This is a genomic window from Streptomyces flavofungini (assembly GCF_030388665.1).
GTDB classification, from domain to species: domain Bacteria; phylum Actinomycetota; class Actinomycetes; order Streptomycetales; family Streptomycetaceae; genus Streptomyces; species Streptomyces flavofungini_A.
The window spans coordinates 1,168,008-1,183,172 of the sequence record NZ_CP128846.1 but is presented as its reverse complement, the minus strand read 5'-3'; the positions used below and the strand labels follow the sequence as shown (position 1 = coordinate 1,183,172).

General features: G+C 74.4%; 1 protein-coding gene. It reads left to right on the top strand.

Annotation, left to right across the window (positions count from 1 at the left end; translation table 11 throughout):
• Positions 1-37: 37 nt before the first annotated feature.
• On the top strand, positions 38-15,103 hold the full coding sequence (locus tag QUY26_RS04795; RefSeq protein WP_289943851.1) for a type I polyketide synthase: 15,066 nt from the start codon (positions 38-40) through the stop codon (positions 15,101-15,103).
• Positions 15,104-15,165: the final 62 nt, after the last annotated feature.

The following is a 15,165-nucleotide window of genomic DNA, read 5'->3' as shown; positions in this document are numbered from 1 at the left end:
CAGCACGAATGGACGCAGCACGGATGTGGAGCCGGACATGACGAGGCCTTCGGACACGGTCGTTGAAGCGCTGCGCGCGTCTCTGAAGGAGACCGAGCGGCTGCGACGGCAGAACCAGCAGCTCGCGGCGGCCTCCAGGGAGCCCCTCGCGATCGTCGGCATGAGCTGCCGCTTCCCCGGCGGCGTCGCGGGCCCCGAGGACCTGTGGCGGCTGGTCGCCGACGGCGCCGACGCCATCGGTGAACTCCCCGAAGGCCGCGGCTGGGACGTCGAATCCCTCTACGACCCCGACCCCGACAAGCAGGGCACCTTCTACGCCCGCCACGGCGGGTTCCTGCACGACGCGGGCGAGTTCGACGCCTCCTTCTTCGGGATCTCCCCGCGCGAGGCGCTGGCCATGGACCCGCAGCAGCGACTCCTCCTGGAGACCGCCTGGGAGGCCGTCGAACGCGCCGGGATCGACCCGGCCACCCTGCGCGGCACCCGCGCGGGCGTGTTCGTCGGCGCCGGCTACCAGGGCTACGGCGAGGGCGTCCGCCACGCACCCGAAGGCGTCGAGGGCCACCTCCTCACCGGCAACACCACCAGCGTCATGTCCGGCCGTCTCTCCTACGTCCTCGGCCTCCAGGGCCCCGCCGTCACCGTCGACACCGCCTGCTCGTCCTCGCTGGTCGCCCTGCACCTGGCCGCGCAGGCGCTGCGTCAGGGCGAGTGCACCATGGCCCTCGCGGGCGGCGTGACCGTCATGTCGTCGCCCGAGACCTTCGTCGAGTTCAGCCGCCAGCGCGGCCTCGCCGCGGACGGGCGCTGCAAGGCGTTCGCCGACGCGGCCGACGGCACCGGCTGGGGCGAAGGCGTCGGCATACTCCTCGTCGAGCGCTTGTCCGACGCCCGCCGCAACGGCCACCAAGTCCTCGCGGTCATCCGCGGCTCCGCCGTGAACCAGGACGGTGCCAGCAACGGCCTGACCGCCCCCAACGGCCCCTCCCAGCGCCGCGTCATCCGCGCGGCCCTCGCGAACGCGGGCCTCACCGCCGGTGACGTGGACGCCGTCGAGGCCCACGGCACGGGCACCACCCTCGGCGACCCCATCGAGGCGCAGGCGCTCCTCGCCACGTACGGCAAGGAGCACTCCGAAGAACAGCCCTTGTGGCTCGGCTCGTTGAAGTCGAACATCGGGCACACCCAGGCCGCCGCCGGTGTCGCCGGTGTCATCAAGATGGTCATGGCGCTGCGCGCGGGCGTCCTGCCCAAGACCCTGCACGTCGACGCCCCGACCTCCGAGGTCGACTGGTCGGCGGGCACGGTCGAGCTGCTGACCGAGGCCCGCGCCTGGCCCGAGCGGGACGGTGGCGCGCCCCGCCGTGCCGGTGTCTCCTCCTTCGGCATGAGCGGTACGAACGCCCACGTCATCGTGGAGCAGGCGCCGGTCGCGGAGCCCTCGCCCGACGAGTCCGAGGAGGGCGGCGCGCCTTCGTCTTCGTCCCCGGCGGTCGTGGCGGGTGTCGTGCCGTTCGCTCTCTCGGGCAAGACCCAGGGGGCGCTGCGGGCGCAGGCCGCGCGGGTGCGGGAGCTGCTGCTCGCCGATGCTTCTCTTGAACCGGGCGATGTGGCGTGGTCGTTGGTGGTGGCGCGGTCGCGGTTCGACCAGCGGGGCGTCGTCCTCGGCCGGGACCGGGACGAGCTGCTCGCCGGGCTCGACGCGCTGGCCCAGGGCGACAGCGCGAACGGCGCCGTGGTCACCGGACGAGCAGTGGGCGCCAAGGGCAAGGTCCGTCCGGTGTTCGTGTTCCCGGGGCAGGGGTCGCAGTGGGCCGGGATGGCCCGCCAACTCCTGGACGAGTCACCGGTGTTCGCGGAGCGGATGCGGGAGTGCGGGGACGCGCTCTCGGAGTTCGTGGACTGGGACCTGTTCGAGGAGCTGAGCGGGGACAACTTCGATCAGGTGGACGTGGTCCAGCCGGTCCTGTTCGCCGTGATGGTGTCCCTGGCGGCGACTTGGCAGGCAGCCGGTGTGCAGCCCGCCGCCGTGATCGGTCACAGCCAGGGCGAGATCGCCGCCGCGTGTGTGGCGGGTGCGCTGTCGTTGCGGGATGCCGCCCGTGTGGTGGCGCTGCGCAGCCTGGCCATCCGGGAGCTGTCGGGCAAGGGCGGGATGGTGTCCGTGCCGCTGCCCGAGGCCGAGGTGCGCGAGCTGATCACCGCGTGGGGCGACCGCATCTCGGTCGCGGCCGTGAACGGCCCCGCTCAGGTGGTCGTCTCCGGTGAGGCGGAGGCACTGGAGGAGTTGGTCGCCCAGTGTGTGGCGCAGGATGTCCGCGCGCGGACGATCCCGGTGGACTACGCCTCGCATTCCTCGTACGTGGAGCAGATCGAGGAGCGGATAGCCGAGGCCCTGGCCGGGCTCGCCCCGCAGGGCGCCGACATTCCGCTGTACTCGACCCTCACGGGGGAGTGGCTGGATGCCGACACCCCGATGGACGCGGGCTATTGGTACCGCAACCTGCGCCAGACGGTGCTGTTCGAGCACGCCACCCGCGGCCTGCTGGCCGAGGGCCATGGCCTGTTCCTGGAGATGAGCCCGCACCCGGTCCTGACCGTGCCGGTGCAGGCGACGATCGACGCGACCGACAGTCAGGCCGTCACGCTCGGCTCCCTGCGCCGTGACGAGGGCGGCGCCGACCGCCTCGCCACCTCCCTCGCCGAAGCCCACGTACACGGCGCCGAACTCGACTGGAAGGACCTCCTCCCCGGCGCCCGCACCACCGTCGACCTCCCCACCTACCCCTTCCAGCACCAGCACTACTGGCTGCACGCCGACCTCACGGCGGGCGATGTCACCGCTGCGGGGCTCGGTGACACGCGGCACCCGTTGCTGGGGGCCGCGGTGCCGCTGGCGGGCGGGGGCGGGCACCTGCTCACGGGGCGGCTGTCGCTGCGCACGCACCCGTGGCTGGCCGATCACGCCGTGGCGGGGGTCGTGCTGCTCCCCGCGACCGCGTTCGTGGAGCTGGCGACGCGCGCGGGCGACCAGGTGGGTTGTGACCTGGTCGAAGAGTTGACCATGGAGGCGCCGTTGGTCGTCCCGGAGACGGGTGGCGTACAGCTTCAGCTGACCGTGGGAGACGCCGACGCCGCCGGACGGCGGTCGCTCAGCTTCCACTCCCGGCCGGAGACCGGCCCCGACGAGGACGGCGGGGAGCCGGAGCCGTGGACCCGGCACGCGACCGGTGTCCTCGCCCTCGGCGCCACCTCCGGCGAGGACGCCGAGTTCGACCTCGCGCAGTGGCCGCCGCACGGCGCCGACGCGGTCGCGATCGACGGCCTGTACGAGGAGTTCGCCGCGGCGGACGTCCAGTACGGCCCGGCGTTCCAGGGCCTGCGCGGCGTCTGGCGGCTCGGCGACGAGGTGTTCGCCGAGGTGAGCGTCCCCGAGGAGCGGCGTGACGAGGCCGGGCGGTTCGGCCTGCACCCCGTGCTCCTCGACGCCGCGCTCCAGGCGGCACACCTCGCCCAGGACCCCTCCGACGGCGACGAGGGCGGCGCGCCCAGGCTGCCGTTCTCGTGGAGCGACGTGGCGCTGTACGCCGACGGGGCGAAGTCCCTGCGCGTACGCCTGACCCGCTCCGGCAGCGGCGGCGACACCGTCTCCGTGCTGCTCGCCGACGACACGGGCGCCCCGGTCGCCCGCATCGGCTCCCTGGTGTCCCGCGCCGTCGACGTCCGGCAGGGCCTCGCCGCCCGCCGGACCCGGGTGGCACACCTCTACCGCGTCGACTGGGTGCGGACCCCGGCCGTCGACCCGGCCCGGACGGCCGCCGCCACGGCCGCCCCCTGGGCCGTGCTCGGCGCCGACGGCACCGACGCCGACGAGCTGGCCCGCCTCCTGGGCGCGGACGGCGTCGACGCCACCTCGTACCCGACACTCGCCGACCTCACCGCGGCGGTCGCCGCGGGCACCGCGACCGTGCCCGGCGTCGTCGTCGCCGCCCCGGCCACCACGGGCACCGCGGCCGACGCCGACACGGACGCCGACGCCGTGCACGCCGCCGCCCGTGACGCCCTCGCCCTCGCCCAGGAGTGGCTCGCCGCGGCCGACGGCGACACCTTCGCCGACGCCCGCCTCGTCGTCCTGACCCGCGGCGCCGCCGCCGTCACCGACGCCGAGCCGCTGCCCGGCCTCGCCCACTCCGCCGTCATCGGCCTGCTGCGTTCGGCGCAGTCCGAGGAGCCCGGCCGGTTCGTCCTCGCCGACGTGGACGGCGCCCCCGAGTCGCTGCGCGCGCTGCCCGCCGCGTACGCGCACGGCGAGCCCGAGTGCGCGATCCGCGCCGGATCCGTCCTCGTACCCCGCCTCACCCGCGACCTCGACGAGCGAACGTCTGATGCGAAGGACCCGATGACCCGGACAGAACCTGTCCTGGATCCGGACGGCACCGCCCTGGTCACTGGTGCCCCCGGCGGCCTCGGCGGCCTCGTCGCCCGGCACCTCGTCGCCGCGCACGGCATCCGGCACCTGCTGTTCCTCGGCCGCCGCGGCCCCGACGCGCCGGGCGCGGCCGAACTCGCCGCGCACATGGAGGAGTCCGGCGCCACCATCGACGTCGTCGCCTGTGACGCGGCCGACCGTGACGCCCTCGCCGAGGCGCTGGCCCGGGTCCCCGCCGAGCACCCCCTCACCGCGGTCGTGCACACCGCCGGAGTCTTCGACGACGGCATCACCTCCTCCCTGACCGGCGACCAACTGGACCGCGTCCTGCGGCCCAAGGCCGACGCGGCCCTCAACCTGCGCGCCCTCACCCGGGACGCCGACCTCGCCGCCCTCGTCCTGTTCTCCTCCGTCGCGGGCGTACTCGGCGGCGCCGGACAGGGCAACTACGCGGCCGGCAACACCTTCCTCGACGCCTACGCGCGGCACCTGCGAGGCCAGGGCGTGCCCGCCACCTCCCTCGCCTGGGGCCTGTGGGCCGAACGCGGCGGCATGGCGGGCCAGATCACCGCCGACGACCTCGACCGGATGACCCGCTCCGGCGTCGCTCCCCTCACCACCGAACAGGGCCTCGGCCTGCTCGACACCGCACTCGGCCTGGGCGCCGCCGCCCTCGTGCCGGTGCGCCTCGACACCACGGCCCTGCGCACCGCGCACGGCCGCAACCTGCCGCCGCTGCTCGGCGGCCTCGTCCAGGGCCCCGCCCGGCGCGCCGCCGCGGGCCAGGACACGTCCGGCGGCGACGCCCCGGCGCTCGTGCGGCGCCTGCGCGGGCTGCCCGACAGCGAGCGGGAGCGGGCGCTCCTCGACCACGTGCGCGGCCAGGCCGCCGCCGTCCTCGGCTACGCCTCCGGCGACCAGGTCGACACCGAGCGGGCCTTCCGTGACCTCGGCTTCGACTCCCTGACCGCCGTCGAACTCCGCAACCGCCTGAACGAGGCGACCGGCCTGCGCCTGCCCGCCACCCTCGTCTTCGACTACGCGAGCCCGCTCGCCCTCGCGCGCCACCTCAAGTCCGAACTGACCGGCACCGACACGGACACCACCGCCGCGCCGGCCGCCCCGGTCGCGTCGGTCACCGACGAGCCCATCGCCATCGTCGCGATGAGCTGCCGCTTCCCCGGCGGCGTCGCCAGCCCCGAGGACCTGTGGCGGCTCGTCGGCGAAGGCGGCGACGCGACCTCCGGGCTGCCCGAGGGCCGTGGCTGGGACACCGCGTCGCTCTACGACCCCGACCCCGACCACCAGGGCACCACGTACTCGCGCGGCGGCGGGTTCCTGCACGACGCGGGCGAGTTCGACGCCTCCTTCTTCGGGATCTCCCCGCGCGAGGCGCTGGCCATGGACCCGCAGCAGCGGCTCCTCCTGGAGACCTCCTGGGAGGCCTTCGAGCGCGCCGGGATCGACCCGGCCACGCTGCGCGGCAGCGCGGGCGGCGTCTTCGTCGGCGCCTCGTCCCAGGGCTACGGCGAGAGCGTCCGCGTCATCCCCGACGGCCTCGAGGGCCACCTGATGACCGGAAACTCCACCAGCGTCATCTCCGGTCGCATCTCGTACTCCTTCGGCCTCGAAGGCCCGGCCGTCACCGTCGACACGGCCTGCTCGTCCTCCCTGGTCGCCCTGCACTTGGCCGCGCAGTCCCTGCGCCAGGGCGAGTGCGACCTCGCCCTCGCGGGCGGCGCCACCGTCATGGCCAACGCCGACACGCTCGTCGCCTTCAGCCGCCAGCGCGGCCTCGCCGCCGACGGCCGCTGCAAGCCCTTCGCCGAAGGCGCCGACGGCTTCGGCGTCGGTGAGGGCGTCGGCATGCTCGTCCTTGAGCGTCTGTCCGACGCCCGGCGCAACGGCCACCAGGTCCTCGCGGTCGTCCGGGGCTCGGCCATCAACCAGGACGGCGCCTCCAATGGCCTCACGGCCCCCAACGGCCCGTCCCAGCAGCGCGTCATCCGTGCCGCCCTCACCGGCGCCGGACTCACCGGCGCCGACGTGGACGCCGTCGAGGCCCACGGCACCGGCACCTCGCTCGGCGACCCCATCGAGGCCCAGGCCCTCATCGCCACCTACGGCAAGGACCGCCCCGCCGACCAGGAACCCCTCTGGCTCGGCTCCGTCAAGTCCAACATCGGGCACGCCCAGGCGGCCGCGGGCGTCGCGGGCGTCATGAAGATGGTCATGGCGATGCGGCACGGCGTCCTGCCCAGGACGCTGCACGCCGAGACGCCGACGACCGAGGTCGACTGGTCCGCGGGGACCGTCGAGCTGTTGACCGAGGCGCGCGAATGGACCGCCCGAGAGGCGGAACGGCCGCGCCGCGCGGGCGTCTCCTCCTTCGGCATGAGCGGCACCAACGCGCACGTGATCGTGGAGCAGGCACCGGTGGAGCAACGACTGCCCGCCGACCCCGGCGACCGTCCCGCCCCGACCGGCACGCCGTCGGTCGTCCCAGGCGTGGTCCCGCTGGCCCTGTCGGCGAAGAACGAAGGCGCCCTGCGGGCGCAGGCGGAACGGCTGCGTGGGCGACTCCTCGCCGACGACGGCATCGCCCTGACCGACCTCGGCTGGTCGCTGACCGTCGCACGGTCCCGTTTCGAACACCGGGGCGTCGTCCTCGGCCGCGACCGCGACGAACTCGTCGCCGGACTCGCCGAACTCGCCGCCGGTGAAACGACCACCACGCACGTCGTGGCAGGGCGGGCGCGGAGCGGCTCGGCGCGCGCGGTGTTCGTGTTCCCGGGGCAGGGCTCGCAGTGGGCCGGTATGGCCCGTGAACTCCTCGACTCCAGTCCGGTGTTCGCGGAGCGGATGCGGGAGTGTGGCGAGGCGCTTGCGGAGTTCGTCGAGTGGGATCTTTTCGATGAGCTGAGTGGGGAGAACTTCGATCGGGTGGATGTGGTCCAGCCGGTGTTGTTCGCGGTGATGGTGTCGCTGGCGGCGACGTGGCAGGCGGCGGGTGTGCAGCCTGCGGCTGTGGTGGGTCACAGTCAGGGTGAGATCGCCGCGGCCTGCGTGGCGGGTGCCCTCAGCCTGCGGGATGCGGCTCGTGTGGTGGCGCTGCGCAGTCTGGCGATCCGGGAGCTGTCGGGCAAGGGCGGGATGGTGTCCGTGCCGCTGCCCGAGGCCGAGGTGCGTGAGCTGATCACCGCGTGGGGCGACCGCATCTCGGTCGCGGCCGTGAACGGCCCCGCTCAGGTGGTGGTCTCCGGTGAGCCGGAGGCGCTGGAGGAGCTGGTCGCCCGGTGCGTCGGGCAGGACATCCGCGCGCGGACGATCCCCGTGGACTACGCCTCGCACTCCGCGTACGTCGAGCAGATCGAAGAGCGGATAGCCGAGGCCTTGTCCGGGGTTGCCCCGCAGGCGGCTGAGGTTCCGCTGTTCTCGACGCTCACGGGGGCCTGGCTGGATGCCGACACCCCGATGGACGCGGGCTATTGGTATCGCAACCTGCGCCAGACGGTCCTCTTCGAGCACGCCACCCGCGGCCTGCTCGCCGAAGGGCACAGCCTGTTCGTCGAGATGAGCCCGCACCCCGTCCTCACGGTCCCGGTGCAGGCGACGATCGACGCGACCGACAGCCCCGCTGTCACGCTCGGTTCCCTGCGCCGTGACGAGGGCGGCGCCGACCGCCTCGCCGCCTCCCTCGCCGAAGCCCACGTGCACGGCGCCGAGTTGGACTGGAAGGCGCTCTTCCCGGGTGCCGGAACCATCGTCGACCTGCCCACCTACGCCTTCCAACGGCAGCACTACTGGCTGACGGACGACGGGGTGGCCGACGGCACGCCGCTGTCCGCCGTGGCCGACGTGGAGGCGAAGTTCTGGGAGGCCGTCGAGCGGGAGGACCTGGAGGAGCTGGCGGCCGAGCTGGAGATGGCGGACGAGAACGCCGCCGAGCTCGGCGCGATCCTGCCCGTCCTGTCGTCCTGGCGGCGGCAGCGGCGCGAGCGGTCGACGCTCGACGGCTGGCGCTACCGCGTTACCTGGAAGCCTCTCGCCGGCGGCGCCCTGTCGGCCACCGGGCTCTCCGGCAACTGGCTCGTCGTACGGTCGCAGGGCGCTGAGCGGCACCCATGGGCGGCAGGCGTACACGACGCGCTGGCGCTCGCCGGTGCGGACGTCGTCGAACTTGAGCTTTCTGCCGATGAGCTGACGCGCGAGACGCTGGCCGAGCGGCTGCGAGGCGCTGCCGGGGCGCACCTGGCCGGTGTGGTGTCGCTGCTCGGGCTCGACGAGTCCCCGCAGGACGGGCGCGAGGCCGTGTCCGTCGGGCTCGCGGGCACCGTCGCCCTCGCGCAGGCCCTCGGCGACGCCGGAATCGGCGCGCGAATGTGGGCGGTGACCAGCGGAGCGGTCAGCACCGGGCGCGGCGACCGGGACGTGAGCCCGGTCGCGGCACAGCTGTGGGGTCTCGGCCGGGTCGTGGCCCTGGAGCACCCGGACCGCTGGGGCGGTCTGCTCGACCTCCCGCAGGCGTACGACACGCGGGCCGCTGCGCGGTTCGCCGCGATCTTGGCGGGCGCGGGTGAGGAGGACCAGCTCGCGGTGCGGGACACGGGTGTCTTCGTACGCCGTTTCGCGCACGCCCCCTTGGAGACGGCGCCCGGCGCTGACGCGGACCCGGAGTGGTCGCCGCGTGGCACGGCTCTCGTGACGGGTGGTACGGGTGCGATCGGTGGGCATGTGGCGCGCTGGCTGGCCCGTGAGGGTGTCGAGCACCTGGTGCTCACCAGCCGTCGTGGCCCGGACGCGCCCGGCGCCGCCGAACTCCGGGCGGAACTGGAGGAGTTGGGTGCCGAGGTCACCGTCGCCGCCTGCGACATCGCCGACTGGGACGCCGTCTCGGGGCTCCTTGAGGATCTGGCCGCCCAAGGGCGCACCCTGCGTTCCGTGTTCCACGCGGCAGGTGTCGGCCAGGAGCAGCCGCTCGGGGAGATGACCGCCGCCGACATCGCCGACGTCCTGGCGGCGAAGGTCGCGGGCGCCGCCCACCTCGACGCGCTCCTCGACACCGGATCCCTCGACGCGTTCGTGCTGTTCTCGTCCAACGCGGGCGTGTGGGGCAGCGGCAGCCAGGGCGCCTACGCCGCCGCCAACGCCCACCTCGACGCCCTCGCCGAGGCCCGGCGCGCCCGCGGCCTCACCGCCACCTCCGTGGCGTGGGGCCTGTGGGGCGGCGGCAGCGGCATGGCGGGCGAGGACGCCGAAGAAGCGCTGCGCCGACTCGGCGTGAGGGCGATGGCGCCCGAGCGCGCGGTCGCGGCGCTCGCCGAGGCCGTCGCGTACGACGAGACGTTCGTCGCCGTGGCGGACGTGGACTGGGAGCGTTTCGCGCCCGCCTTCACGTCGGTGCGCCCGAGCCCCTTCATCGGGGATCTGCCGGAGGCGCGGCGCGCCCTGGCCGGCCCCGCGACCACCACCGCGCCGGGGACGCAGGCCCCCGCGACCGGCTCCGAGTGGGCGCAGCGGCTCGCTGCCCTGCCCGCCCCCGAACAGGAGCGCTCGGTCCTCGACCTGGTCCGCGCGCAGGCGGCGTCGGTGCTCGGCTACGCGGGCGCGGAAGCCGTCGAACCCACCCGCGCGTTCCGTGAGTTGGGCTTCGACTCCCTGACGGCCGTCGAGGTGCGCAACCGCCTCGCGTCCGCGACCGGCCTGAAGCTGCCCACCACCCTCGTCTTCGACTACCCCAACGCCCACATCCTCGCCGCCCACCTGCGCCGCGAGGCCGTCGGCGACGGCGACCCCGCCGGCACCCCGGCCACGGCGGCCGCCCCCGCGCCCGCCGACGACCCCATCGCCATCGTGTCGATGAGCTGCCGCTACCCCGGCGGCGCCACCAGCCCCGACGCCCTCTGGCGCCTGGTCTCCGAAGGCACCGACGCCATCTCCGTCTTCCCCGCCGACCGAGGCTGGGAGAACTCGGGTGCGGCCGCGTACAAGGCCGAGGGCGGATTCCTCTACGACGCCGCCGAGTTCGACGCCGCGTTCTTCGGGATCTCGCCGCGCGAGGCCCTGTCGATCGACCCGCAGCAGCGCCTCCTCCTGGAGACGTCCTGGGAACTCTTCGAGCGCGCGGGCATCGCACCCACCTCCGTCAAGGGCGGCCAGACCGGCGTGTTCATCGGCTCCGGCTACCAGGGGTACGGCGACGGCGTGGAGGAGCCCCCGGAGGGCGTCGAGGGCTACCTCCTCACCGGCAACGCCGGAGCTGTCGTCTCCGGCCGCCTGTCGTACTCCTTCGGTCTGGAGGGCCCGGCCGTCACGGTCGACACGGCCTGCTCCTCGTCCCTGGTCGCCCTGCACCTGGCCGCGCAGGCCCTGCGGCAGGGCGAGTGCGACATGGCGCTCGCGGGTGGCGTGACCGTCATGTCGACGCCCACCGCCTTCGACGAGTTCAGCAAGCAGCAGGGACTCGCCGCCGACGGTCGCTGCAAGCCCTTCGCGGAGGCCGCCGACGGCACCGGCTGGGGCGAGGGCGTGGGCCTGGTGCTCCTGGAGCGCCTTTCCGACGCCCGCCGCAACGGCCACGAAGTCCTCGCCGTCATGCGGGGCTCGGCCGTGAACCAGGACGGCGCCAGCAACGGCCTCACGGCCCCCAACGGCCCGTCGCAGCAGCGCGTCATCCGTGCCGCGCTGGCCAACGCGGGTCTCACGCCCGCCGACGTGGACGCCGTCGAGGCGCACGGCACGGGCACGACGCTCGGTGACCCCATCGAGGCGCAGGCGCTGCTCGCCACGTACGGTCAGGACCGCCCCGCCGAGCAGCCGCTGTGGCTCGGCTCCATCAAGTCCAACATCGGCCACACACAGGCCGCTTCGGGCGTCGCCGGTGTCATCAAGATGGTCATGGCGATGCGCGAGGGCGTCCTGCCCCGCACCCTGCACGTGGACGAGCGCAGCTCCCATGTGGACTGGTCGGCGGGGTCGGTGGAGCTGCTTACGGAGGCTCGTGAGTGGGCTGAGCGGGACGGTGGCGTGCCGCGTCGTGCGGGTGTGTCGTCCTTCGGCGTGAGCGGCACGAACGCGCATGTGATCGTGGAGCAGGCGCCGGTCGCCGAGCCTGTCGGTGTGGTCGAGCCGGTGCTCGACGCTCCGGTGACGGGGGTTGTGCCGTGGGTGGTGTCGGCGCGCAGTGCTGAGGCGCTGCGGGCCCAGGCCCAGCGGCTGCGCGAGCACGTCGACGCGCATGAGGACCTTGAGCCCGTGGGCGTGGGCTGGTCGCTCCTGTCCGGTCGGGCGGCGCTCGAACATCGGGCGATTGTGCTCGGTGAGGGGCGCGAGGAGCTTCTGGCGGGGCTGGGCGCGGTTGCCGCTGGTGGTCCGGGTGTCGTCACCGGTGCGGTGGTTGAGGGCCGTCTCGGGGTCGTGTTCACCGGTCAGGGCAGTCAGCGGGTCGGGATGGGGCGTGAGTTGTATGAGGCGTTCCCGGTGTTCGCTGATGCGTTGGACGAGGTGTGCGCGCATCTGGACGGGCTGCTTGAGCGTCCGTTGAAGGACGTGATGTTCGGCTCGGACGCGGATCTCTTGGAGCAGACGGGGTACGCGCAGCCCGCGCTGTTCGCGGTGGAAGTCGCCCTGTTCCGTCTGGCCGAGTCCTTCGGGGTGCGGCCCGAGATCGTGGGCGGGCACTCCATTGGTGAGCTGACGGCTGCGTATGTGGCCGGACTCTGGTCGCTGGAGGACGCGGCTCGACTGGTGGCTGCGCGTGGTCGGTTGATGCAGTTGCTGCCGGAGGGTGGGGGCATGCTGGCGGTGCAGGCCGCCGAGGCCGATGTGCTGCCGCTGCTCGAAGGCCTTTCCGGCAGCGTGGGTGTGGCGGCCGTGAACGGGCCGTCGCAGGTGGTGCTCTCCGGTGACCGCACCGTCCTGGAGGGTCTGGAGGAGAGGCTGCGTGGTGAGGGCCGCAAGGTGCGGTGGCTGAAGGTGTCGCATGCCTTCCACTCGCCGCTCATGGATCCGGTCCTGGAGGACTTCCGCAAGGTCGCCGAGAAGCTGACGTACCAGGACACCGTCCTGCCGGTCGTGTCGAACCTGACCGGTCAGCTCGCCACTCCGGACGAGCTGAAGGACCCCGACTACTGGGTGCGGCACATCCGTGAGGCCGTGCGCTTCCACGACGGACTCGCCACTCTCACCGGCCAGGGCGTCTCCACGCTCCTCGAGTTGGGCCCGGATGCCGTCCTCACGGCGATGGCGCACGACACGATCACCGACCCGGCCGCCCAGGCGGGCCTCATCGGCGGACTGCGCAAGGACCGCCCCGAGCCCGACACCTTCCTCGCCGCCCTCGCGCACCTGCACGTGCGCGGCGTCGAGGTCGACTGGACGCCGCTGTACGCGCGGGCCGAGGCGCGCCGCCGCGTCGACCTGCCCACGTACGCCTTCCAGCGCGAGCGCTACTGGCTGGAGGCGACCCCGACGACCGGGACCGGTGGCACCGGGGCCGGTGTCGACGAGGTCGAGGCGCGCTTCTGGGAAGCCGTGGAGCGGGAGGACCTGGAGTCGCTCAGCGCCGAACTCGGCGCGGAGGGCGAGAGCAGTGGCGTGGCCGCGCTGGGGGAGGTCCTTCCGGTGCTCTCGTCCTGGCGGCGGCAGCGGCGCGAGACCTCCGCGCTCGACGCCTGGCGCTACCGCGTCACATGGAAGCCGCTGGGCCAGGCCGCCACGTCGAGGCTGGACGGCACCTGGCTGCTCGTCGTGCCGGACCGCGGCGCGGACACCACCTGGACGACGGCTGTCGAGGACACGCTCGGCGGGCACGGAGCCGACGTACGGACCGTCGTCGTCGACACCGGACGGGCCGACGACCGCGAGGAGTTCGCGGAGCGGCTGCGCAAGGAAGCGGACGCGGCGGGCGGTCACGTCGCCGGTGTCCTCTCCCTGCTGGCCGTCGACGAGGCGGAGCACGCCGTACGCGCAGGGGTCAGCCGCGGCCTTGCCGCGACCCTCACCCTGGTGCAGGCCCTGCACGCCGCCGATCTGGGCGCGCCGCTCTGGCTCGGCAGCCGGGCCGCGCTCGGCGTGAGCGGCGCCGACGCGGTGCCCGGCCACGCGCAGGCCTCGCTGTGGGGCCTCGGGCGCGTGGTGGCCGTGGAGTACCCGAAGCTGTGGGGCGGCCTGGTCGACCTGCCCGAGGCCGCCGACGCGCGGGAACTCGGCGGGCTCACCGGCGCCCTCGGGGGCGCGTGGGCCGGTGAGGACCAGCTGGCCGTGCGCGGCACCGGGGTGTTCGCACGCCGTCTCGTGCGCGGCCCGCAGGCCGGGGACACCGCGGACGGGCGGCCCGCGTGGACGCCGCACGGCACCGCGCTGGTCACCGGTGGTACCGGAGCCGTCGGCGGGCACATCGCACGCTGGCTCGCCGCCCACGGCGCCCAGCACCTCGTCCTCACCAGCAGGCGCGGCCCGGACGCGCCCGGCGCCGCCGAACTCCGCGCCGAACTGGAGGAGCTGGGCGCCGAGGTCACCGTCGTCGCCTGCGACGCGGCCGACCGGGACGCCCTCGCCCGCGTCCTCGCCGACATCCCCGCGCACGCCCCGCTCACCGCGGTGTTCCACACGGCGGGCGTGCTCGACGACGGCGTGCTCGACGGGATGGACGCACAGCGCCTCGCCACCGTCTTCCGGGCGAAGGTGCGGTCCGCGTGGCACCTGCACGAACTGACCGCCGGACTCGACCTGTCGGCGTTCGTGCTCTTCTCCTCCTTCGCCGGGCTCTCCGGCGGTACCGGACAGGGCGGCTACGCCGCGGCCAACGCCGCCCTCGACGCGCTCGCCGAACACCGCGGGGCGCAGGGCCTCACGGCGACCTCCGTCGCCTGGGGCGCCTGGGCCGGAGGCGGCATGGCCGCCGACGCGGTGGCCGCCGAGCGGCTGCGGGGCGGCGCCGTGCCGCCCATGGAGCCCCGGCTCGCCGTCGCGGCGCTGCGCCAGGCCCTCGGCGACGGGGCGACCGGCGCGGTCATCGCCGACATCGACTGGGACCAGTACCTCGCGGGCGGCCCCGGCCTCACCCCCAACCCGCTCTTCGCCGACCTGCCCGAGGCCCGCGCCCTGCGGGACCGCACGGCCGGAACCGGCGGCGACGGCACCGAAGGCACCGGCACGGACCTCGCCCGGCAGCTCGCCGCGCTGTCCGAGCCGGAGCGGGACCGGTTCCTGGAGGACCTGGTACGCACCCACGCGGCGGCCGTACTCGGCTACCCGGGCCCCGAGCAGGTCGAACCCGCCCGCGCCTTCCGCGAGCTGGGCTTCGACTCCCTCACCGCCGTCGAACTGCGCAACGCGCTCGGCACGGCCACCGGCCTGCCCCTGCCCACCACCCTCGTCTTCGACCACCCCACGCCCGTCGCGCTCGCCGGCCACCTCAAGGCCGAACTGCGCACCGACGGGGCCGACCCGGCGGCCCTCCTGTCCCAGCTCGACACGCTGGAGCTGGGCCTCGCCGAGAGCACGCCGTCGGACACCGACCTCGCCGCCATCGCCGAACGGCTGCGGGTGCTGCTCGACCGGTGCACCCGGGGCCAGGACGGCGAGGAGGACGCCGAGGTCGCGAGCGAGCTGGAGTCCGCGACGGACGACGAGATGTTCGACTTCATCAGCAAGGAGTTCGGGATCCAATGACGTGCCGCCCGCGCCGGGGCTCGTAGGGGCGAGCCGCCCCCGCGCGCCCCGGGACTCACCCC